Here is a 22055-nt window from a genome sequence, read left to right as displayed (position 1 = left end):
GAGCTCTTATTTTTTATAAAAAAACCACCAATTCATATCTCTTGTTAGTTTATATCCCAACTTTTCATAAAGTTGTATTGCTGGATTTCCTTTATTGGTATGTAAAATAGGATGTTTTCCATCTTTTAAAATTTCTTTAGTAACATGTTGAGAAAGTTGTTTAGCTAATCCTTTTCTGGTATGCTCAGGGTGAGTGACTACAGCACTAAGTTCAATAAAATTGTCAGTTTGCATGCGTTGTCCAGTTACAGCAACAAGTTTATTATTCTTAAAAATTCCAAAATACTTTCCCATATCAAACGTTCTTTTTCTGTAATAACCAGGCATTACTAACCATACTAAGTTATAAATTTCATAAACATGTTTTTCAGTTAATGGTATAATCTCTTCGGTAATGTCAACATCTGTTATGTTTTCTAAAACCATTTGACAGCCATCAATCTTTTTGTACAGAAGAATTTTGTCTTTGTCGTAAGTAGGAGTTTTATTTTCAGAAACCAAAAAGAATTGATCTGTAAGTTTCGAATATTCATTTAAAGCTTCAGTAGTTTTTGAAGCATCAGTAAAAGCACAGAAAGGACAAACTGTAGGATTATAAAATTTCACACTATCATAATTGATAGCAAATTTTTCATGTGTTTCACACAACGAATGCCAAACAGGATTTTCAAGCTTATTATTCATTATAAATATTAGTTAAAGCAGTTTTTAAGGTTGGAAAAATAAAAGTATAATTACTATTTGTTTTTTTAGAAGAAACTCTACTTCCTTTTAATAAGATATAAGCCATTTCTCCTAAAGCAGTTTTTAAAATAAATGAAGGAGCGTTCATTGGAAGTACTGGTTTATTAATACTTTTTCCAAGTAATTTTGTAAAACTTTCGTTGGTTTGATGTTCAGGAGCAACAGCGTTAAAAATACCATTAAAGTCTTTGTCTTCTATTGCTTTTGAATAGAGTTCACATAAATCATCAATATGAATCCAAGGCATATATTGTTTACCGTTTCCTAAGGCAGATAAAAATAAAGGAGTATTCATTTTTTGTAAAGCCCCTCCATTTTTTGAAAGAACGACACCAGTTCGTAAAATGGTTACAGGAATATCTATTTGTTCAAATTGAAGAGCAGCATTCTCCCATTTTACACAAATTTTAGAGATAAAATCATTTTCAGGTTTATCTTTTTCTGTAAAAACTTTGTCAGAAGTAACAGCTCCATAATATCCTATACCAGAAGCAGAAATAAATTTTTCAAGAGGTACTTGGTATTCTTGTACTTTATTGAACAGTAAATTAGCTGTTTTTACACGGCTATTTATCAATTCTTTTTTTCTTTCATTAGTCCATCGTTTATCTGCTATACCTGCTCCAGCTAAGTGAATAATATGGCTAACATTGTTAAAAGCATCCTTATCAATAAAACTTTCTTTTACATTCCAGCGAAACTCATTGTTCTTTTTAGGTGTTCGGGTAAGAATGTTTACCACATGCCCTTTACTAGTTAATTTTTTGGTTAACTCTTTTCCAATTAACCCTGTTCCGCCTGTAATTAATATTGTAGCCATAGTACTCAAAAATAAACATTCATTTTTAAAGAAATGAATAGATAAAAGAAGAGTATAAAAAAAATCACCTGTAATCCCTTTAAAATAGGAGGGTTTCATGTTTTTATAAAAAAAAGTTAAAAAAATAAAAACCGTCATTGCTATTTTCTCGTAAGTATGGTTGAATGAGTAATTAACTTTAAAATTTACAACCATGAAAAAAATGAAATTAATTATTGGAGCCGGTGCTTTAGCATTAATAGGTTTAGTCTTATTAGCAGCCGATCACATTGATGCTCCAAACGTAACAGGAGGCTCAAGTGATATTACAGACTTTTATGCTTTCCAAGGAGAAAATACAAGCAATCTTGTTTTTGTAGCAAATATTCAAGGATTATTAAGTCCATCAGCTACAGCATCAGCAAGTTTTGATGAAAATGTATTGATTGAATTTAATATCGATAACAATGATGACAAAGTTGAAGATTTAGTAATTCAAGCAATTCCAAGAGATGGAAAAATGTACTTTTTTGGTCCATATAGTCCATCAACTACTGGTTTAACTAGTATGTTACCACAAGATGGGTCAGAGTATGGTGTTTCTATAACTCCTTATGGATCTAGTGCCATAGTTGGTAGTAAAGGAGGAATGCAATTTTTTGCAGGACCTAGAGACGATCCTTTCTTTATGGATTTTGCTCAATACGGTGAAATTATTGTAGGAAATGCAGGTGGTTTTAATGATCCAGGAGCAGATACTTTTGCAGGGACTAATGTATTATCAGTAGTAGTAGAGGTACCAAAATCTATGATTGGAGGCTCAGGTACTATTAATACTTGGGTGGAAACTAAAACGAAGCAGTAAAAACAATCAACTTTAAAATTCAAAGACATGAAACTTAACAATATAAAAATCTTAGCAATTTCAATCCTATCAATTTTTGCCTTAGCAAGTTGTAGTGATGATGATAATAATGTACCACCAATGGCTTCTATTGACTTCTCGGGAAGTTACATGCAAAAAGACCAAATGGGTAGACCAGCAGTGAATACTGTTTTTGTAAATAGCGATATGAAAGATGCATTTAATGTAACAATACCATCTGAGCAAGGAGCAAATTTTGCAGCAATGTTTGAAACGAATTTAAAAGCGTTAAGCCCTGCATATGCAAATGCTGAAGATACGAATGCATTAGGTTTAGACGCTGCAACTTTTGCGAGTGTTTTAGCTACCGATGTATTAACCGTTTCATTAGATGGTACAACAACTTTTTACGATGGAACCAATGTGTTAACAGGTAGAGCTTTAGCAGATGATGTGATTACCGTTGAGCTATTATTGATTTTTGGAGGAGAAGACTTTTCTGAAAATCCAACATTATCAGATGATCATGTAGATGCAAATGATAAAGATTTTTTAAGCTCTTTTCCATATTTGGCAAGTCCTTGGTAAAACAGGATGACAAAACCTCCTATAATTAAAATTGGTTGCTTTTTAGCAACCAATTTTTAAACAAACTATTAACTAAAAATCCTTCTAAAATGAAAACTATTAAAATAATTATATGTGCTATTCTAAGTAGTAGTATATTGAGTTGTACAACTTCAAAAACAACAAAAGTAGCTAGCCAAGAAGAGTATAATAAGTACTTACAAAAAACAGTAGTTACTTCAGAATCGTTAGCTCAAAAAGAACTAGATTTTTGGCAGAAAAAATTAAACAATCAGCCAACACAGTATCCATATTTAAGTAAAATAGCAAAGGCTAATACATTACTTTTCTCAGAAAAAGGAAATATTTCTTATTTGATAGAAGCGGAAAAGAAGCTGTTAAAAATCAATCAAAAAACGAATTATAACAAAGCTTCACATTTACGATCATTAGCAAGAAATTATATCTCTCAACATCGATTTAAAGAATCGTTAGAGTTACTAAAAAAAGCCGAGGTAAATGGAGAGAACCTAAATGCTACTCAAAAAATGTTGTTTGATGTTTATTTAGAGTTAGGAGAACCTGATAAAGCTTCTAAATACTTAGCTGAAATTGAAAACTATGCTGACTTTGATTACCTAATAAGAGTTTCTAAATGGCATGATTATAAAGGAGATTTGTCTTCAGCAATTCGATTTATGGAAAAGGCCATGAAAAAAGCAGAAGAAGCTAATAATAAAGATTTAAAGGCATGGAGTTATACCAATTTAGCTGACTTTTATGGACATAATGGTCAAATAAAGGATTCTTATAATTTATACTTAAAAGCATTAGAACTAGATAACAGTAATGCGTATGCAAAAAAAGGTATTGCTTGGATTGTATATTCTCATGATAAAAATGCAGATGAAGCACTACGAATTTTAGATATCATAAGTAACGAACATTCTTCTCCAGATTATTATTTGTTAAAGGCAGAAATAGCCGAGTTTAAGAATAGTTTAACAAAAAGAGATAGTTATCTTGAGGTATATTTATCGGCTGTAAAAAATAGCTCATATGGTGTAATGTATAATCAGCATCTAGCTAAATTATATTTAGAAGAATTTAATGACACATCTAGTGCATTATCATACATCGAAAAAGAAATTGAGAGTAGGTCTACGCCACAATCTTACGATTTACTAGCTTGGTATTATTACAAAAATAAAGAGTTTAAAAAAGCTTTAGAAGTAATCAATACACATGTAGTAGATAAGACTTTCGAGCCCGAAATACAGTATCATATAGCTGAAATTTACAAAGCAAATGGAATTAATGACAAAGCTATGGCTTTAAAAGATGAGTTATTAGAAAGCTCTTTTGAATTAGGTCCGTTGATGACAGAAAAAATTTTAAGTATATAATTAAACCCCAGTATTTTGAAAGCAAAAATTTTATTTTTAGCATTACTGCTAGGTAGTTGCCATGTATTTTCACAACAATTTAAGGGAAAGGTATTTAATACCAATAAAAAGCCTTTAGAGAATGTATATGTATATAATACTACCAGTAATAGCCACACACATACGAAAGTTAATGGAGAATTTATCTTAGATAATTCAAAAGTAGGAGATATTATTGAATTCGGAATTCTAGGATATAAAAAAATCAACTTAGAATTAGATAGTGATGACCTAAGCTCTCCAAAAACAATTATTTTGGAAATGAAAAGTTTTTTGTTAGATGAAATGGTATTATCTAATAAAAGAGATCCATTACAAACAATTGTTAGAGTTGATTTAGATAAAAAACCAGTAAACTCATCTCAACAAATTTTACAACGAGTACCGGGGCTTTTTATAGGTCAACACGCTGGAGGAGGAAAAGCTGAACAAATATTTTTAAGAGGTTTTGATATTGATCACGGTACTGATATAGCATTGTCGATAGACGGAACACCTGTAAATATGGTTTCTCATGCTCATGGACAAGGATATAGTGATTTACATTTCATTATTCCTGAAACTATTGAAAAAATTAACTTCGGAAAAGGACCTTATTATGCTAGTAAAGGAGATTTTAATACAGCTGGATATGTAGACTTCAAAACAAAAACATATTTAGAAGACAGTAGAGTAGAAGTAGGTATTGGACAATTCAATACTTTTAGAACATTAGGTATGTTTAATTTGTTAGATAAAAACAGTACAGATAATGCTTATGTTGCTATTGAATATTTAGAAACAGATGGTTTTGTAGAGTCTCCACAAAATTTTAGTCGAATTAATATTTTTACGAAGTATAGAACCTTTTTAAAAGATAATAGTAGTTTGTCATTATCAGCTTCGCATTTTACGAGTAAGTGGGACGCTTCCGGACAAATACCACAGAGAGAAGTAGACAATGGAAATATTACTCGTTTTGGTTCAATTGATGATACTGAAGGAGGAACAACTTCACGAACGAACATAAACTTAGAACACTCAAAAGTTTTAAAGAATGATGTTAGTGTAACTTCAAACGTTTTCTATTCAAATTATAATTTCAATTTATTTTCAAACTTTACTTTCTTCTTAGAAGATCCTGTAAACGGAGATCAAATAAAGCAAACTGAAAACAGAGATGTTTTCGGGTTTAACACACAGTTTAAAAAGAAAACACAATTATCAAATACACCTGTAGAGTTAACTTTCGGAACAGGTTTACGTGCTGATATTGTAGATAATTTAGAGTTGTCGCATACACTTCAAAGAAAAGAAGTACTAAATCAAATTCAATTAGGAAAAGTAAATCAAACGAACTATTATGCTTTTGTAAACAGTGAATTTGAGTTTGGAAAATTTATGGTAGCGCCGGCGTTACGTTTAGATTATTTAAAATTTAACTACAATGATTACTTATTAGATGAGTACAAAACATTTTCTAAATCACAAGTAGTAGTAAATCCTAAAATAAATGTAACCTATACTCCAAATCCTAAAATTCAATGGTTTTTAAAATCAGGAATAGGTTTTCATTCAAATGATACTAGGGTAGTGGCTACACAACCTAATAGGAAAACATTACCAAGAGCTTATGGTGTTGATTTAGGAACTGTTTGGAAGCCTACTTCAAAAGTAGCAATAAATACAGCATTATGGTATTTACTTTCAGAAGATGAATTAGTATATGTTGGAGATGCTGGTATTGTAGAGCCTTCAGGAGAAGCACAACGTTATGGTATTGATTTAGGGCTTAGATATCAATTAACAGATTGGTTATATTTTGATAGTGACGCTACTTTTACAAAAGCGGAAAGTGTTGACGATCCGTCTGGAGAAAACAATATTCCTTTAGCTCCTAAAGTGACAGTAACAGGAGGACTATCAGTAAATAATTATAAGAATTTTTCAGGAGGTATAAATTACAGATACTTGGGAGATAGACCTGCGAATGAAGATAACTCAATAGTAGCAGAAGGTTATTTTGTTACCGATGCAAATATTAGTTATAAAATAAATAACATAACATTAGGCGTATCGTTAGAAAATATTTTTGATGTTGCTTGGAATGAAACACAGTTTGCTACGGAATCGAGGTTGCAAAATGAACCAAACCCAGTAGAGGAAATTCACTTTACACCAGGAACTCCATTCTCTGCTAAAGCTACAATACGATACACTTTTTAACAATAATGTTGTCCGGGGGGACTTCTAGTAACGTTGTCATTTTTTTAGAAGGATAAATGGCAACAAAGATATAGCCGCTTTATGCGGCTATATTGATTTCTTAAGTTAAAGAGAATAAGTGTTATACAGCACCTAAAGTGTATAATTGTTCTAAGGTAGGTGTTTTACTACCACCAGTAGGTTCTAATGTAATACCGAAAGCTTGAGATTCGTTAGGGTTGCTTATAGTAAATATTTTACTATCACTAACTGTAAAGTTATCTATAGTTCCTAAACTAGTTGGAGATAACGGATCAAGTTTTAATGACCATACTTGGTATACCTTTCCTTTTGGTGGATCAGGTAAACCTTGAACATCTAGGTAAATGTTTTTAGAGTTTTTGTTCCAGTATACTTTTGCATAAGCTTCTGGATATACTTTTTGACCCTGTAGCGGAATGGTAACTATGTCTTTACTTCTTATTACCGCTAAAAGTTTTTTGTTTTCAGCTAAATCGGTATTTGTTTTGTCTAACTGAATTTCATATTGTTCTTTAGCCTCATTAATAGTGTCTATTTGACCTTGTAAATTAGCACTCTTATTTAAAGATAAAATTAAAGTACTTCCAACAACTAAGGCAGCAGCCCATCCAGTATAAGTTACCCAATTATTCTTTGATGTTCGTAAAGGAATTGTCTTTGCTGAATCTTCTTTTTCTTGTAACATTTTTATTAAAACGTCTTTAAAAGAATTTTTAGCATTTTTAGGAGCAACATGAGAAGTAAGAATAGAAATAGACTTTTCAATTTCTTTTACCTCTTCTAAAATCTCAGGATGTTCCATCATCAAACTATATACTTGCTCGTTTTCTTTATCAGAAAGAGCTCCAGCTATATATAGTTCTAATATTCCAGATTCTATGTGTTTGTCAGCTTCCATTATTTCAACATAATTCTTAATTCGTTAATACAGTTTCGATTTCTAGTTTTTACAGTCCCTAGAGGTATGTCTAAACTTTCAGAAACTTCTTTTTGTGTAAAGCCTTTAAAATAAAGTAGTTCTATTACTTTAATACAAGTCTCTTTTAACTTGTTTACAAAGTTTTTTATACCAATTGCATCAGTTTTAGAGTCTAAACTGTCATGATTCTCTAATATATCTACGAAAAATTCAGCATCAAGGTTTTTAGTATTGTTCTTAAAATTTTTAGATCTTACTTTATCTATGGCAGCATTTCTGGCAATGTTGATAATCCAAGTAAAAAAACGTCCTTTTTTCTCAGAATAAGTGTTTGCATTATTCCAAGCTTTTATGAAAACATCTTGTGTTATTTCTTCAGCTATTGTTTGATCTCTCACAATATTGTAAACTACTCCAGTAACACTTTGTTTATACATTTCGTAGAGGCTTTCAAAAGCTTTTACATCTTTGTTTTTAAATTTTTTAACGAGGGATTCTAGTTGCATATAGTTAATTGATTGGACTACAAAATACTAAAAATCATCTAGACTTTTGATTGATGGTACATAAACGTATGATTTCATAAATTCGTTTAGTTCTTGTAGTTTCTCTTTTAGCTTGATTTAACCAATATAAACAGCTTTTTCGGTAAGAAGGAGCAAAATTTTGATAGTTGTTAAAAGCAGTTGGATTTTTATCAAACTCAATTTGTAGGTCTTCAGGAACAATTAATTTTTCTACAGGGTCTAAAGCATTCCAAGAACCATTTTTTTTAGCAATTTTAACAGAAGCAATTCCGGATGGATGCATTAATTCGGAAGCAGTTAGTTCCTTGATATATTTCTTGTTCAAAGCACTCCAAACACTTTTAGGTTTTCTAGGGCAGAAATATTGTCTCCTTTTTCCATCTCCTAAACTTTTTACAGTGCTATCAATCCAACCAAAGCATAAAGCTACTTTTACGGCTTCTTCCCATCGCATGCTAGGTATGTCAACATCAACTTTGTATAAAATTAAATGAACACCGTCACTTTCATTATGGTTGTCTAACAACCAAGTTCGCCATTCAATATGAGTTTTAAAATATAAAAGAGGTTTATTATGCATTTATTAACGTATAATTTTTGAAGGGAATGAAACTATACTTTCATGTCCGTTTTTGCCAACAGCACTTACACCGAAGAAGTAATTATCTAAAACAATTCCGTCTAAAGTAAACTCAGTAGTATTTTCCACATATTTGAAATGATCCCAAGTAGGAGAAGTAGTGTCTCTCCAGTAGATTTTATATCCTTTAGCACCATCAACTTTATCCCATTGAAGTTTAGCAGAAGCTTCAACAATACCTCCAATTCCTACATTTTTAGGAGAAGGTGGTGCAGCAGCAATACTAGCTAAGTTAATAGCGTTTACAGCGGTTAATTTTTTAGCGTAATCGAAGTTTACAAACTTAAGTCTATCACCATATTCAATTTCGTTTTCTGTTCTAATATCTTGATGTTGTTGTGTGTAATTCTCATGAGCTTCCATGATTCTAATACCAGCAAAACCAGCATCGTTAAAAGGTCTATGATGTCCACCACGACCAAATCTGTCTAAGCGATAAATCATTTTCGGATTCATTTCTGGCATATACGTTTTGGTAGTTTTGTATATATAACGTGCAAGCTGTCGTGAAATACCATCGACCTCACCACCATAAAAACGACGTGCTTTTCGTTGGCGTTCTGTTTCTGTTGGAGGAACAGGCTCAGAAAAGATTCTAAACGTACGATTATCAATTACGCCGTCAACACCTTTAATATTTCCTATCATGTCATTATTCATTACACCAACAATGTTCCAGTTTTTTTCTTTAGCATATGTAGCTAGTCCTTTTCCGCCAAATAGACCTTGTTCTTCACCAGACAATCCAACATAAATAATACTGTTTTCAAAGTTGTAATTACTTAAAACACGAGCAGCTTCAATTGTTCCTGCCATTCCGGAAGCATTGTCATTAGCTCCAGGAGCATCATCGGTATAATTATTAGGGTCAGAAATTCTTGAGTCTATATCACCACTCATTACAATGTAATTGTTAGGATATTTTGTTCCTTTTTGAATAGCAACAACATTAACGACCCAAACATCTTTGGTGATTCTGCTATTGGTTCCTTTTTTTACAAAGTCTTTTTGGTAAAATACCTCTAAACAGTTGTTGCAATCAGAAGATATTTTATTAAATTCAGATTTAATCCAACGACGTGCCGCTCCAATTCCACGAGTATTTGAAATAGTATCGCTTAGTGTATGACGTGTTCCGAAATTTGTTAGAGTAGTAATATCAGCTTTGATTCTATCTGCTGAAACAGTATTAATAATATCGTATATTTTAGTGTCGGTTTGCGCTGATATTGTTGTAGAAATTAGTAAGAATAGTACTGTGAGTTTTCTCATGTTAAGGAATTTAGCTCACTAAATTACAAAACAAAAAAGAGAATAAAATTAGCTTTATTCTCTTTTAACATATTTATTAAAATAATTTATTATTTAAACAAACTTTATTCGTTGTCTATTTTTTTAGTTTGATTAAACCCAATTAATAAGGCTCCTCCGGCGCATAAAAAGATAGATGCAATAAAGAAAACTTCAGAGTCGATAGCATCTACAGGACGAGTCTCCCACGGACCGTTGTATCCAAAGAAAGAACTCAAAATAGCACCTAATAAAACACCAACACCTATTCCCATAGCTAATAAAGCTAAGTTTAAGATAATTACCCTACCTGTTAATGTAGAACGCTTTTTTTCGCCTTGCATAAAAATTTTGGCATCTACACCTTTTTCAATTAAAGCTAAACGTTCCTTATTTCTTGTTGAATAGAATAAATAAAAGATTCCGAATATTACTGCAAACAAGAACATAAATACAATTGCTACTTCCATATTTTTGAGTTTAAAATGATTATTTTTAATGTGTTTACAAGTATGACAGCTACATTTAAAAAAAGGTTACAGAATATTTTTAATTTTTTTAATGAATAGTTGTAACCTTTTTTAACTAAGTACAGTCATAGTATAAAACGACTATTATTAACGATCAAACTTATATAGATAAAATCCTTAGAGGAGATGCTAATGCTTATACTTTTTTAGTTGAAAAGTATAAAGTAATGGTGTTTTCGTTGGCGTTAAAAATGGTAAAGAGTAGAGAAGAGGCTGAAGAAATATCACAAGATACTTTTATAAAAGCTTATAAGAATTTGAGCAAGTTTAAAGGAGAGTCTAAGTTTTCTACTTGGTTGTATAAAATAACATACAGAACTTGTTTAGATGTTTTAAAAAAGACGAAAGAACGATACGTTTTAGATGTTATTGATGAGGTAACGATCAATAGAATAAAATCTACGGATACTATTTTAGAAGGAATTGAGCAAAAAGAAAGAGCCGAGGTAATAAATAATTGTTTGTTAAGTATGCCTGAAGAAGAACGTTCAATTTTATGGATGTTTTATTTTGAAGAATTAAGTTTGAAGGAAATAGTAAATGTAACAGATTTTTCTGAGGCTAATGTAAAAGTGAAGTTGCATAGGGCAAGAAAAATGTTACTGAGTATTGTAGAGAAAAATGTTGAACCTGAATTGATAAAACATTATGGGAGAAAATAAAGATATTAAAGAGTTGGATGCTTTTACAAAAAAGTATATCAACGAAATAGAAGCAGAGACACCATCTATTGATTTTACAGCAAATATTATGGATGCGATTTTAAAAGAAGAGCAATCTTCTATTTATAAAGCAGCACCATTAATATCCAAAAGAGTATGGTTTGTATTAGCAGGTATATTAGCTGTTAGTATTTTGTTTGTATCGAAAGGAGCTTCATCAAGTTGGCTTCAAATACCCGAGATAAAAATGGATTATTTATCGAATATTCAATTGCCAAATTTATTTGAAAATATCACAGTATCAAATTTAATGCTAAGTGCTTGCTTCTTTTTTACCGTAATGGTGTTTGTACAAATTTATGTTTTAAAAAATTATTTTACTAAAAGATTAAAAATGTGACTTAGTTATTAGCGAACAAATCTAACGACACTAATTTTCCCATTAATTATTTCATAGATGGCTACAGCATGAAAGGTAGCTCCGTTTGCTGTAACTTCTTCTTCATCTATTACTACATTTCCTTTAACTATTCTACTAATAATTTTACAGTGTAAATCTTTTATTGCTTCAAACTTAGGAGTATATCGTTTACGCATTTCTTCAATACCCTCATATTCTAATTTATTTGGATAACTATACACTTTTACATCTTTAGCGTAAGGTTTTAAAAATGCATCTATATCCCTTTTATTATAAGCTTCTAATTGTGCTTGTGCTAAAGCTTTGGGAGATACTTCTGCTACGATTGCTAGTTTTGTTCCTTCAGGATTTTCCATAATTCTTGAAATATTATTGATGTTTTCATTTTTAAACTGATGAAAAACAGTTGTTTCTTTGTCTGTTTTAGGGTTGTATTGAAAAATCATATTTTGATAAGCAATTAGAAGCGTGCCATCAGGAAGCCAACAAACATCTTGACTTTTGCCTGTTGAAGCGATTTTTTTAATTTCTTTAGAAACAGGGTGTAATGACCAAACTTCCCATTTTTTATCATTTTGTTTCATGAAGCTAATCAAGTTAGAGTTTGGAATTTTATGAAATGAACGTCCTGTTTGTTTAACTACCGAAATGTTAGTGTTCTTTTTTAAGTCGCTAATGTAAAGCTCAAGAGTATCATTTACAATTACGGAAGAAATTATAAGGTTTTTAGTATACCACATAGGGTATGCTACTACCAAGTCTTTAATTACTTCTTTACTTTTACCTGTTTTAAAATTATACTGATAAAAACGTTGTAAACCACTGTTGTTTAAACGTACAGCAGAAACATCTTTTGAATTGGGGATTCTTTGAGGTGAGTATTCGCCTCCATTTGGTGTATGATTAATAAAACTCTTAGCTCCACTATCCATAGAATATTTTACAATATCGATTTGTCCATTTCTATTGGAAGCAAACAAGATGGTATTGTCGTCATAAAAACAAGGTTGACTATCATACCCTTCATTGTTTGAAATATTTTTTCCGTTGGTAACCTTCCATTTTCCATTTTCAGAATTAATATCAAATAAATGAATTTCGGTATTTGTTTGAGCAAAAGTAAAGGATGTAATAAATAGGGAGCATAATAGCTTTTTCATCTGTTTATTTTTATCGTTTTTTATTGGTCAGATGTAATTCGCCAACAAAGATTTTGATAGATGTCATATTCTTTATGGCTCATTTCATGATGGATAAATAGAGGTCTAAAATACTAAAAAAGTCCGCTCTAAATAGTTAGAACGGACTTAAAAGATAGTTTCTTATTTTATCAGCTCATACGAACGTTTGATAAAGTTTGTTAGCTCTTCACAGTATAATAGAGAAGTTAATAGATATTTTGTTTGGTAAAACCTTTATAAGTAAAGTAATATATTGAAAATAACTAAAGACTTATTTTAGTAGCTTTTTAATATCGGAACTTTTAGCTTTGTCATAGGGTGTTTTTCCATATTTATCTTTTGAATTTGAAATGGCACCCGCAATAAGTAAATATTCAACAATGTCTTTATGACCTCTTGAAGCTGCTCTATGAAGTGGAGTAACCCCGTTGTTATCTTTACTGTTAATATTAGCACCAGCACTTACCAACATTTTAACAATTTTTAGATGACCTTGTTGAGAGGCTCCTAAAAGTGCAGTAATACCAAAGGCTTTTTTTTCATCTAGATTTGCTCCTTTTATAATTAAAGTTTGGACTACTGCATCATTACCTCTATAAGAAGCTACGTATAAAGGAGATTCATTTTCGTAACTATTTTTGTTTATATCAGCTCCATGTTCAATCAGGTGTTTAACAATTTGTTGATGGCCATAGTATGAAGCAATATATAAAGGAGTATATTGATCCTCATCTGTTTTATTAACGTTTGCTCCAGCAGTAATAAGGTACTTTACTGTTTCTAAGTATCCACTTTTTGAAGACATAAACAACGCTGTTTCTTTTTCAAAGTCGGGAAAATCTACTATAGCCCCTGATTTAATTAAAAGCTTTACAACTTCAGGTCGATCATTATAAGAAGCTACATGCAGAGCTGTTTGTTGTACTTTATTTGTTTTATTAACTGTTGCTCCAGATTTTATTAATAATTGAATAATATTTAAATGATTACTTAAAACAGCTTTAATTAATGGTGTGTCTTTTTCAAAATGATTACCATTTATGTCAGCACCAGCTTCAATTAGAGTCTTTGCCATTTCATAATTCCCTTCTTCACAAGCTGTACTAAGTGGAGAGTGTTTTTTAGATTTGGTATTAATATCAGCTCCAGAAGCGATTAATAATTCAACCATTTTTTTTTCATCAGAACTAACAGCGCTGCATAAAGGAGTATGCCCATAACTGTCAATCCTGTTTATATCAGCGCCTAGAGAAATTAACTCTTTTGCTAGAGCGTATTCTTTTGTTGAGCAAACTAGTTTAAAAAGGGTCATTCCATGTGAATCCGTTTGATTAATATTAGCCCCTAATTCAATTAAGTATTTTGCTGATTTTAATTTGTTAAGAGATTTAGATAAAGTATAGTTTAGGTTAACTTTAGCTCCAGATTTATATAGATATTTCATTATTTCTGGATATCCATTTTCAGAAGCTTTAATAAACGCAGGACTATTTTCTTTGTTTTCATTTACATTAGCTCCAGCTTCGATAAGGAGTTTTACGATATCAAGATTTCCTTTGCTAGCAGCATAGTAGAGTGGAGTTCGGTTGTGTAAATTATTTACATTAACTATAGCTCCTGATTCAATGAGTAATTTTACAATTTCTACACGGTTATTTTGAACAGCTAGTAACAATGGAGTCTCCTCTTTAGAATTAAGGGAGTTAACTTTAGCTCCATTTTTAATTAATATTTCGACAGCTTTTAAATTATTGTTTATTATTGTTTGGTGTAATGGAGTGACACCTTCTAAATTTTTGTGATTAACGTTTGCTCCTGATTGAATGAGTAACTTTATAATCTCCAAATGACCCTTTTGAGACGCTAGTAAAAGAGGAGACTCTTCGTTGGAATTAATAAGGTTAACTTTAGCTCCATTTTCAATTAATATTTTAGCTATTTTAGGATTTTCAAAGTAGATAGCGTAATTTAAAGGTGTGTTTTTATGGATGTCTTCATTATCAATATTAACACCAAGTTCTAAAAGAGTTTTAATTATTTCTTTATTACTTTTTGTTGCTGCCCATGATAAAGGTGTTCTTCCTTCTAAGTCTTTTAAATTAATGTCTGCACCAGCTTTAAGTAACATTTTTAAAATGTTTACATCTTCACTACCAGAAGCAAAATGAATAGGAGCTATTTTATGTTTAAATTCAGTATTTATATCTGCACCAGCATCTAAAAGTTGTGAGATAATGGTAGTGTGTTTCTTATCAATTGCTAAAATAAGAGCTGTTACTCCTTCTTTGTTTTTATAATTTAAAAAGGGATTTTTTTTTATTAAGTTACTAATAATTGTTAAATCAGGTTTTTCTTTGTTTATTTCATTTATTAGTTTATTTTCAGTAGTTTCTTGTCTCTGAGAAAAAGTATAGGAGCTAAAAAAAAGAAAAAAGATAATAGTAATTTTTTTGCTAATGTAGAGGGATGCATTAATCAATTTATTGTTTTTTATAAAGTTCATAGCTTATTTGTAATATAACAAAAATAGAAGTTTCTAATTTATTAATAGGTAAAAGTGAAGTTTTTCACAATGTTTTTTATTAGTAATAAATAGGAGCTGTGTACCAAAATTAGAGTTGTTTATGAGCTTGTAAAACAAAAAACCTCTCTGTTTTCACAAAGAGGTTTTTTAATTTATCTATGACGATTCGTCATTATTTAATTAATTCGTAAGAACGTTTGATAAAGTTTGTTAACTCTTCACCATGTAATAGGTTTTGAGATAGTTTAGCTAAATCAAAAGCTTGTGATACTAATTGTTTTTGCTTGTCTTCATCAGCATTTAAGATTTCCGATACTAACTCGTGGTTGGTGTTAACTACCAAGTTGTACATTTCTGGCATGTTACCCATTCCCATCATTCCACCACCAGTAGCACTCATTTCTTTCATACGACGCATAAATTCTGGTACGGTAATTAAGAAAGGAGAAGCACTAGAGTCCATAGCTTCTAATTGTACTGTATAGTTTGTATTGTTTACAGCTCCTTCAATAACTGGTTTTAATTTCTCTTTTTCTTCATCAGAAAGTTTAGAAATTACAGTGTCGTCTTTCTTAATTAAATTATCAACATGGTCAGCATCTACACGCTTAAATTGTACTTTAGCGTCACCAGACTCCATTTCTAACTTTTGCATTAAATGCGAAACGATAGGAGAATCTAATAACAATACTTCGTATCCTTTTGCTTTTGCATCTTCAATATAACTGTGTTGAGCATCTTTGTGTGCAGCGTATAAAACGATGTGATTCCCATCTTTATCAGTTTGAGCATCTTTAGTTTTTTCTACTAATTCATCAAACGTAAAGAACTTACCATCAACAGTTGGATATAAGGCAAACTTCTTTGCTTTATCAAAGAATTTTTCTTCCGATAACATTCCGTATTCAATAATAACCTTGATATCGTTCCACTTTTGCTCAAAGTCTTCACGGTTGTTTTTGAATAGAGAAGAAAGTTTATCCGCTACTTTTTTGGTGATATATCCAGAAATCTTTTTAACAGCTCCGTCCGCTTGTAAATAAGAACGAGAAACGTTTAAAGGAATATCTGGTGAATCAATAACACCTTTTAGCATTTGTAAGAAGTCAGGAACAATTCCTTCTACATTATCTGTTACAAATACTTGGTTTTGGTATAATTGAATTTTGTCTTTTTGCATATCCAAGTTCTGCGTCAACTTAGGGAAGTATAAAATTCCTGTTAAGTTGAATGGATAATCTACATTTAAGTGAATATGGAATAAAGACTCTTCAAATTGCATAGGATATAACTCACGGTAGAAGTTTTTATAATCTTCATCTTCTAAATCTGCTGGTTTTTTAGTCCATGCTGGCTCAGTATTGTTGATGATGTTATCAACTTCAATTTGTTTGTGAGGTTCCGTTACTTCTTTACCATCTTTGTCTTTTGTAGTTTGAGGAGTGAAGTCAGGATCGTTTATTTTCTTGGTTCCAAACTTAATTGGCACTTGGTTAAAACGATTGTACTTAGTTAGTAACCCACGGATTTTTCCTTCTTCTAAAAACTCTGTAGAGTCTTCAGCAATATGTAATACTATTTCAGTACCTCTATCAGACTTGTCGTGCTCTACTAAAGTATATTCAGGTGAACCATCACATGTCCAGTGAGCAGCTGGTTCATCTTTAAACGATTTGGTAAAGATCTCTACTTTATCAGCAACCATAAACGCTGAATAAAAACCTAATCCGAAGTGACCAATAACACCCGTCTCGTTTTTATCGTCTTTATACTTTTCTAAGAACTCTTCAGCACCAGAAAAGGCAATTTGATTGATGTACTTTTCAACCTCTTCCATTGTCATACCAATACCTTGGTCTTTAATAGTTAAGGTTTTTGCATCTTTATCAATGCTGATTTCGATTTTGGCATCGCCTAATTCTGTTTTTGCTTCACCAATAGAAATAAGGTGCTTTAATTTAGTAGTAGCGTCAGTTCCGTTAGAAATTAACTCACGTAAGAAGATTTCGTGATCAGAATACAAGAATTTTTTAATCAGTGGAAATATATTTTCAACCGATACATTAATGTTTCCTTTACTCATAAGTATATATTTTATTTGATATTATTTTCTGTGGATTGAATAGTCAAAAAAAATACCAATTAAAAAATTAGTGACAAGATGGCATAAAAAACGCCTTTACTTTGAGGCAAAGGCGTTCAGCTTAATTTTTATGGGTTAGTTTGTTTTTCTGTTTTTAACATGTTTTTCTAACCATTGATCTTGTTCCCAAAGCATATGCATAATAGATTCCTTTGCTCTATAACCATGACTTTCTTTAGGAAGCATAACAAGTCTAACAGGAGCTCCAAGTCCTTTTAATGCGTTAAAATAACGTTCACTTTGTAAAGGATAAGTACCTGAGTTATTATCTGCTTCTCCATGAATTAATAAAAGAGGTGTTTTCATTTTATCTGCATGCATGAAAGGAGACATGTTATAATATACTTCTGGAGCCTCCCAATAATTACGCTCTTCACTTTGAAAGCCAAATGGAGTTAACGTCCTATTATACGCTCCACTTCTTGCAATACCAGCCGCAAATAAGTTAGAATGTGATAATAGGTTTGCAGTCATAAAAGCACCGTAAGAATGTCCGCCAACAGCAACTTTATTACGATCTATATATCCTAATTCATCAACTGCATCTATTGCAGCTTTAGCATTTCCTACTAGTTGTTTTATAAAAGTATCGTTAGGTTCCTCTTTTCCTTCACCAACAATAGGAAAAGAAGCATCATCTAATACTACATAACCTCTAGTTACCCAGTAAATAGGTGATCCGTACCAAGGATAGGTGAATTCATTAGAGCTAGATGTACTTTGACCAGCACTACTTTTGTCTTTAAATTCTCTTGGATAGGCCCACATAATCATAGGATACTTTTTCCCTTTTTCATAGTTACTAGGTAGGTATAAAGTACCAGATAATTCTAACCCATCCTCACGTTTGTATTTAATAACTTTTTTATAAATATTTTGAAGGCTTTTGAAAGGGTTTTCAAATGTTGTTAACGGAGTGATAGGAGTAGATTTCTTTTTAATATTTCTCACAAAATAATTTGGAAACTCACTTTTAGATTCTATACCAACTATAATTTCTCCTTTTTTCATGTCTAAAGAAGTTACTATACTCTCAACTTTATCCGTTAGTTTAGATTGGTATAATCTTGATGTCTTTTGTGTTTTTAAGTTTAACTTATCAACAAAAGGGAATTTTCCTTTTTTACTATAACCATCTCCAATTAAGAAAACATTATTATCAACTATTTCTAGTGTATATTGACCATACTCATTACGTTTAGTAACGAACGACCCTGGGTCGCTGTATCTATCTTGATAATTTCTATCGTAAATAGTAATAGGTTTGATAGAATTTTTTGAAGGATTAAAGAAATAAGATTTAGTATTTCTTGTATTCCACCAATAATCTTCTGCTATTGCAGCATTGTTATTACCCCAATTTATAGTACTAAAACGACCAATAGTTTTAATTAATGAATTTGCCTTACCATTAAAGGGTGCTTCTAATTCAAAAACTTCATCTCTATAAGGTACTTCGTTTTCAGGGTTTCCTTCGTCTAAAGCTTCAGCCCAGAAAATGGTTGAAGGTTTATCTCTACGCCAACTTAAATTTCTTTTACCTTTTCTAACAGCCATAAAACCTTTAGGTAAATCTTCTATCAAAGGAACTTCAAGAGCTGTAGTAATTAGATTAGCATTGGTGTCATAAATATTAGTTTTGGCAGGAAACCTATAATAAGGAACTAAATACGAAAATGGCTTTTGAATAATGGTAATCATAATATAATTACCATCAGGAGAAAAAGATACATTTCTATACATATCATCTTTCATCCAAGAACTTTTATTTCCTTCAAGGTCTACTTTTTGTAGTTCAGACAAAGCTAACTGCTCAAAATTATGTTCGTCAGTTTTGTTTTTAAGAAGATCTTGATAAGTTCTGTTTTGTGCCTTTTTTCCTTTTTGATTAACAGAAATAGTTGGGCCAGAAGGAATGCTAGTTTTAGTGTCGATTAACTCTTTTCTTTCTTTAGAAATAAATTTAACTAATAAAGAGTTACTATCCTTAAACCAAGAAAAAGGTCTACCCATATTAGCATTAAGAGTAGCTGAAGTAAGTTTTTTTGCTTTTTTAGCGTTAATATCTATAATCCATAATTCTACACCAGTAGTAGTTGTATTTGTAAAAGCCATTTTTTGTTGGTCTGGTGACCAAGAAAAGTTAGCAAAGCGACCTTTAGCTGGTAATCCAGTAACAGTACTTTCAATTCCTTTTCTACCAATTCTTACTTTTATATCGTTGTAATAACTTTGTCTGCTATTAATATTGGTTTTAGGATTGATTCTTAATCCTCCTAAACGCATTTCCTTTTCTGATAAGGTTTCAATGCTTTTATAGTTGTTAGCGTATAAAAAGACAATATTTTCAGCATTATCGCTCATTCTAATTCTAGGAGTTGAAGGAGCATCAGCAAGGTTTAAAATTTCTTTGGGTGGTTCTTGATATCCTATGTTTTCTTGAGAAAAACTGAAAAAGGAGATACCAAGTAATAATAGTAAGCTAATTTTTTTCATATTAATTGTAAATGTTTAACTTCAAATATAAGTCCTTGATTTATAGATGAAAATTTGTAAATGTTAAAATAAACTTAAGGTTTATTGTAAATGGTTTTTATAAAGTTTTCAATAAAAGGTTTTTGTTCTTTAATTTTTTCAACCAGAGTAAATTGGTTACTAGCTCTATCTAAATTATGCTCAGGGTGTTTAGTTTTATAATAAACATCATTATTTAAGTAATCTGTTAAAAAGCGAAGCCCCATAATAAAAGTCATAACTTGAATACTTATAGGAAGATAGCTTGCTTCTTGCTTAGAAATATTATCAGCTAAATTTTTAAGAAAACCTTCTGTGTAATTTTTAAAATAATCAAGGTTAAAGTTTATGTTATAAACATTCGGTTCATCTTCGTTAGCAGTATTACAAATAGTTCGTAAAGCATCTCCATAATCAAAATGTATACATCCTTTCATAACAGTGTCTAAATCAATCATACAGATAGCTTTGTTGTTGGTGTTGAATAAAATATTAGAAATTTTAGTATCATTATGAGTTACTCGTAACGGAATTTCTTTTCGATTGATAGCACGGTCAAGAACCATCATCTCTTTTTTGTTTGCTAGAGCAAAATCAATCCATTTTTGGGCTTTCTCTTTTCTTTTTTGAGTAGCATTAACTAAAGCGTCTTTAAATTCTCGAAATCGAAAAGACATAGAATGAAAGTTAGGTAATATTTCTACCAAGTTGCTAGTAAAGTCTGAAGTGTTAGTCAAAAATTCTGCTGTAATTAAACCAGCTTGGTAGGCTATGTCGTCAGATTCAACTTTTAAAAAAGTTTGAGAGTTTTCTATAAACTCGGATAAATTCCAAAGATTGTTGTCATCATCTATTAGATAATAAACATTGTCTTTAGTGGGGATAAATCGAATTGTTTGTATTCCCTTTTCCGATAAATGATGGGTGATTTTTATTTTGTTATGAACAACATCGGTTGCTTTTTTAAAAACGGTAGTATTTATTTTTTGTAGTACATAATTTACGTTCTCTTGAGTAATAATCAAGAAAGTGTCGTTAATATGACCAGAATTGAATGTTTCAAAACGTTTAAAGATATGTTTTGTTTGAAACTGATTGAAAATAACAGCTATTTTTTTTTCTAACTCCATAAACTTTCTGGGTATACACCGTCTTTTTTTAATTCAGTTATTTTTGAAATTACCGCCGCTTTATCTTTTTTATAGGTAACCCCTAACCAATTAGAACTGGTTTCTAAAACTTTTACAGTGGCTATTTGGTTTTCTAGTAAGTAATTTACTACACTTGGCAGGTAAAACTCTTCTTTTTCTGTTCGGTAATTCTCCTTTAAAAATTGATGAAATAGTGTCTCCATTTCTTGAAAGATGGTGGGAGTAAATCCCCAAAAATTCATGGAAACTAAACTGTTTTTTTGAATTTCCTTCTCTTGGTTGTTTTCGGAATAAACGATACGGTTGTTAACTAAACTAATGTTAGTACATTCAACAACTCTTTTTAAATAATTACCTGAGTCAAGATAGCATTCTCCTCTTGAAACGGTTCCGTTTTCAGAAAGTGTATTTTGAATTTTAAACCCGACCATTGTATATTCACTAGAAGAAGAATCAGTTTTACTTAAAAACTCACCCATTTTTAAAAAAGCATGACTGCCGTAAAAATCATCCGCGTTGATTACACAGAAATTCTCATTAACTACATCTTTAGCGGTTAAAAGAGCGTGAGCTGTTCCCCAAGGTTTTACTCTGTTATTATTGTTGAATTCTTTTGGAATATTAGTTACCTCTTGACAAACAAACTCGACTTTAATTTTATCTTGAAGCTTTGGTAGGTATAAGCTTTTTATCGTTTTTAAAAAATCTTTCCGAACCACAAAAACTACTTTTTTAAAACCATATTTAATAGCATCATATATAGAAAAATCGATGATACCTTCGTTTTCATTACTAATAGCGTCTAATTGCTTCAATCCGCCATATCGAGTTCCCATACCAGCTGCAAGAATAACTAAAGTCATAACATTTATTTTAAAAAGCCCAATATAATTTAATCCGATTGATT

At 30.9% G+C, this 22055-nt stretch carries 17 protein-coding genes and 2 pseudogenes; 6 read left to right on the top strand and 13 right to left on the bottom strand.

The features are described from left to right. Positions 1-6: 6 nt before the first annotated feature. Positions 7-684, bottom strand: a complete 678-nt coding sequence (locus C8N26_RS09455) for a GNAT family N-acetyltransferase (protein WP_120187072.1) — start codon at positions 682-684, stop codon at positions 7-9. Beyond that, entirely contained in the window at positions 677-1564 is an 888-nt protein-coding gene (locus tag C8N26_RS09450; RefSeq protein WP_120187209.1) for a TIGR01777 family oxidoreductase, read from the bottom strand. Before C8N26_RS09450 ends, C8N26_RS09455 begins: the two co-directional genes overlap by 8 nt. 193 nt (positions 1565-1757) lie before the next feature. Here C8N26_RS09450 and C8N26_RS13720 point away from each other — a divergent pair. From C8N26_RS13720 to C8N26_RS09430, 4 genes and pseudogenes are all read left to right on the top strand, one after another. Beyond that, positions 1758-2030 (top strand): annotated as a pseudogene (locus C8N26_RS13720) (DUF4331 family protein); the annotation flags it as partial. A 33-nt stretch (positions 2031-2063) separates the two neighbouring features. After that, positions 2064-2996: pseudogene (locus tag C8N26_RS13635) on the top strand (DUF4331 family protein). A gap of 89 nt (positions 2997-3085) precedes the next feature. Continuing rightward, positions 3086-4381 carry a tetratricopeptide repeat protein gene (locus C8N26_RS09435; protein ID WP_120187069.1) on the top strand — a complete coding sequence of 432 codons (1296 nt, stop codon included), beginning with the start codon at positions 3086-3088 and terminating at the stop codon, positions 4379-4381. Positions 4382-4396: 15 nt separating this feature from the next. Next, positions 4397-6625, top strand: a complete 2229-nt coding sequence (locus C8N26_RS09430) for a TonB-dependent receptor (protein WP_120187068.1) — start codon at positions 4397-4399, stop codon at positions 6623-6625. 121 nt (positions 6626-6746) lie between these two features. Here the strand turns inward: C8N26_RS09430 and C8N26_RS09425 are convergent, their stop codons facing one another. From C8N26_RS09425 to C8N26_RS09405, 5 genes are all read right to left on the bottom strand, one after another. Next, positions 6747-7544 (bottom strand): anti-sigma factor, encoded by a 798-nt coding sequence (locus C8N26_RS09425; protein ID WP_120187067.1) that lies wholly within the window; start codon positions 7542-7544, stop codon positions 6747-6749. Then, the gene (locus C8N26_RS09420) at positions 7544-8071 is read right to left on the bottom strand and encodes an RNA polymerase sigma factor (RefSeq protein ID WP_120187066.1); all 528 of its coding nucleotides are present in this window, start codon (positions 8069-8071) and stop codon (positions 7544-7546) included. Before C8N26_RS09420 ends, C8N26_RS09425 begins: the two co-directional genes overlap by 1 nt. Before the next feature lie 34 nt (positions 8072-8105). Further along, on the bottom strand, positions 8106-8672 hold the full coding sequence (locus C8N26_RS09415; protein WP_120187065.1) for a YdeI/OmpD-associated family protein: 567 nt from the start codon (positions 8670-8672) through the stop codon (positions 8106-8108). Positions 8673-8675: 3 nt separating this feature from the next. Beyond that, positions 8676-10004 carry a M28 family peptidase gene (locus tag C8N26_RS09410; RefSeq protein ID WP_120187064.1) on the bottom strand — a complete coding sequence of 443 codons (1329 nt, stop codon included), beginning with the start codon at positions 10002-10004 and terminating at the stop codon, positions 8676-8678. Positions 10005-10108: 104 nt separating this feature from the next. Continuing rightward, a complete protein-coding gene (locus C8N26_RS09405; protein ID WP_120187063.1) occupies positions 10109-10492 on the bottom strand; it encodes a DUF6249 domain-containing protein in 384 nt (127 codons plus the stop codon). Positions 10493-10635: 143 nt separating this feature from the next. On the opposite strand from C8N26_RS09405, the gene C8N26_RS09400 reads away from it, so the two are divergent. Together C8N26_RS09400 and C8N26_RS09395 are read left to right on the top strand one after the other, a co-directional pair. After that, entirely contained in the window at positions 10636-11214 is a 579-nt protein-coding gene (locus tag C8N26_RS09400) for an RNA polymerase sigma factor (protein ID WP_317124625.1), read from the top strand. Then, the gene (locus C8N26_RS09395) at positions 11201-11614 is read left to right on the top strand and encodes a hypothetical protein (RefSeq protein WP_120187061.1); all 414 of its coding nucleotides are present in this window, start codon (positions 11201-11203) and stop codon (positions 11612-11614) included. Before C8N26_RS09400 ends, C8N26_RS09395 begins: the two co-directional genes overlap by 14 nt. An 8-nt stretch (positions 11615-11622) precedes the next feature. On the opposite strand, the gene C8N26_RS13560 is transcribed toward C8N26_RS09395, so the two are convergent. The 6 genes from C8N26_RS13560 to C8N26_RS09365 form a co-directional block, all read right to left on the bottom strand. Further along, a complete protein-coding gene (locus C8N26_RS13560; RefSeq protein WP_211327799.1) occupies positions 11623-12795 on the bottom strand; it encodes a nuclear transport factor 2 family protein in 1173 nt (390 codons plus the stop codon). A 292-nt stretch (positions 12796-13087) separates the two neighbouring features. Then, a complete protein-coding gene (locus C8N26_RS09385) occupies positions 13088-15319 on the bottom strand; it encodes an ankyrin repeat domain-containing protein (protein ID WP_120187060.1) in 2232 nt (743 codons plus the stop codon). Between the two features lie 193 nt (positions 15320-15512). Continuing rightward, on the bottom strand, positions 15513-17423 hold the full coding sequence (gene htpG / locus C8N26_RS09380; RefSeq protein ID WP_120187059.1) for a molecular chaperone HtpG: 1911 nt from the start codon (positions 17421-17423) through the stop codon (positions 15513-15515). A 135-nt stretch (positions 17424-17558) separates the two neighbouring features. Further along, positions 17559-19979, bottom strand: a complete 2421-nt coding sequence (locus tag C8N26_RS09375; protein ID WP_120187058.1) for an alpha/beta hydrolase family protein — start codon at positions 19977-19979, stop codon at positions 17559-17561. Between the two features lie 74 nt (positions 19980-20053). Next, on the bottom strand, positions 20054-21127 hold the full coding sequence (locus C8N26_RS09370; RefSeq protein WP_120187057.1) for a phosphotransferase enzyme family protein: 1074 nt from the start codon (positions 21125-21127) through the stop codon (positions 20054-20056). After that, positions 21118-22011, bottom strand: a complete 894-nt coding sequence (locus C8N26_RS09365; protein ID WP_211327798.1) for a nucleotidyltransferase family protein — start codon at positions 22009-22011, stop codon at positions 21118-21120. Before C8N26_RS09365 ends, C8N26_RS09370 begins: the two co-directional genes overlap by 10 nt. Positions 22012-22055 lie beyond the last annotated feature (44 nt).

Origin of the sequence: Tenacibaculum lutimaris (assembly GCF_003610735.1) — a bacterium.
Taxonomy (GTDB): Bacteria; Bacteroidota; Bacteroidia; order Flavobacteriales; family Flavobacteriaceae; genus Polaribacter; species Polaribacter lutimaris.
This window is presented reverse-complemented; position numbering and strand designations above follow the sequence as displayed.

Excerpts from the sequence above, each read along its gene's own strand:
- C8N26_RS09405 (WP_120187063.1), bottom strand. The coding sequence starts at position 10,492 with ATGGAAGTAGCAATTGTATTTATGTTCTTGTTTGCAGTAATATTCGGA.
- htpG (WP_120187059.1), bottom strand. The coding sequence starts at position 17,423 with ATGAGTAAAGGAAACATTAATGTATCGGTTGAAAATATATTTCCACTG.
- C8N26_RS09365 (WP_211327798.1), bottom strand. The coding sequence starts at position 22,011 with ATGACTTTAGTTATTCTTGCAGCTGGTATGGGAACTCGATATGGCGGA.
- C8N26_RS09385 (WP_120187060.1), bottom strand. The coding sequence starts at position 15,319 with ATGAACTTTATAAAAAACAATAAATTGATTAATGCATCCCTCTACATT.
- C8N26_RS09370 (WP_120187057.1), bottom strand. The coding sequence starts at position 21,127 with ATGGAGTTAGAAAAAAAAATAGCTGTTATTTTCAATCAGTTTCAAACA.
- C8N26_RS09375 (WP_120187058.1), bottom strand. The coding sequence starts at position 19,979 with ATGAAAAAAATTAGCTTACTATTATTACTTGGTATCTCCTTTTTCAGT.
- C8N26_RS09455 (WP_120187072.1), bottom strand. The coding sequence starts at position 684 with ATGAATAATAAGCTTGAAAATCCTGTTTGGCATTCGTTGTGTGAAACA.
- C8N26_RS09435 (WP_120187069.1), top strand. The coding sequence starts at position 3,086 with ATGAAAACTATTAAAATAATTATATGTGCTATTCTAAGTAGTAGTATA.
- C8N26_RS13560 (WP_211327799.1), bottom strand. The coding sequence starts at position 12,795 with ATGAAAAAGCTATTATGCTCCCTATTTATTACATCCTTTACTTTTGCT.
- C8N26_RS09425 (WP_120187067.1), bottom strand. The coding sequence starts at position 7,544 with ATGGAAGCTGACAAACACATAGAATCTGGAATATTAGAACTATATATA.
- C8N26_RS09395 (WP_120187061.1), top strand. The coding sequence starts at position 11,201 with ATGGGAGAAAATAAAGATATTAAAGAGTTGGATGCTTTTACAAAAAAG.
- C8N26_RS09410 (WP_120187064.1), bottom strand. The coding sequence starts at position 10,004 with ATGAGAAAACTCACAGTACTATTCTTACTAATTTCTACAACAATATCA.
- C8N26_RS09420 (WP_120187066.1), bottom strand. The coding sequence starts at position 8,071 with ATGCAACTAGAATCCCTCGTTAAAAAATTTAAAAACAAAGATGTAAAA.
- C8N26_RS09450 (WP_120187209.1), bottom strand. The coding sequence starts at position 1,564 with ATGGCTACAATATTAATTACAGGCGGAACAGGGTTAATTGGAAAAGAG.
- C8N26_RS09415 (WP_120187065.1), bottom strand. The coding sequence starts at position 8,672 with ATGCATAATAAACCTCTTTTATATTTTAAAACTCATATTGAATGGCGA.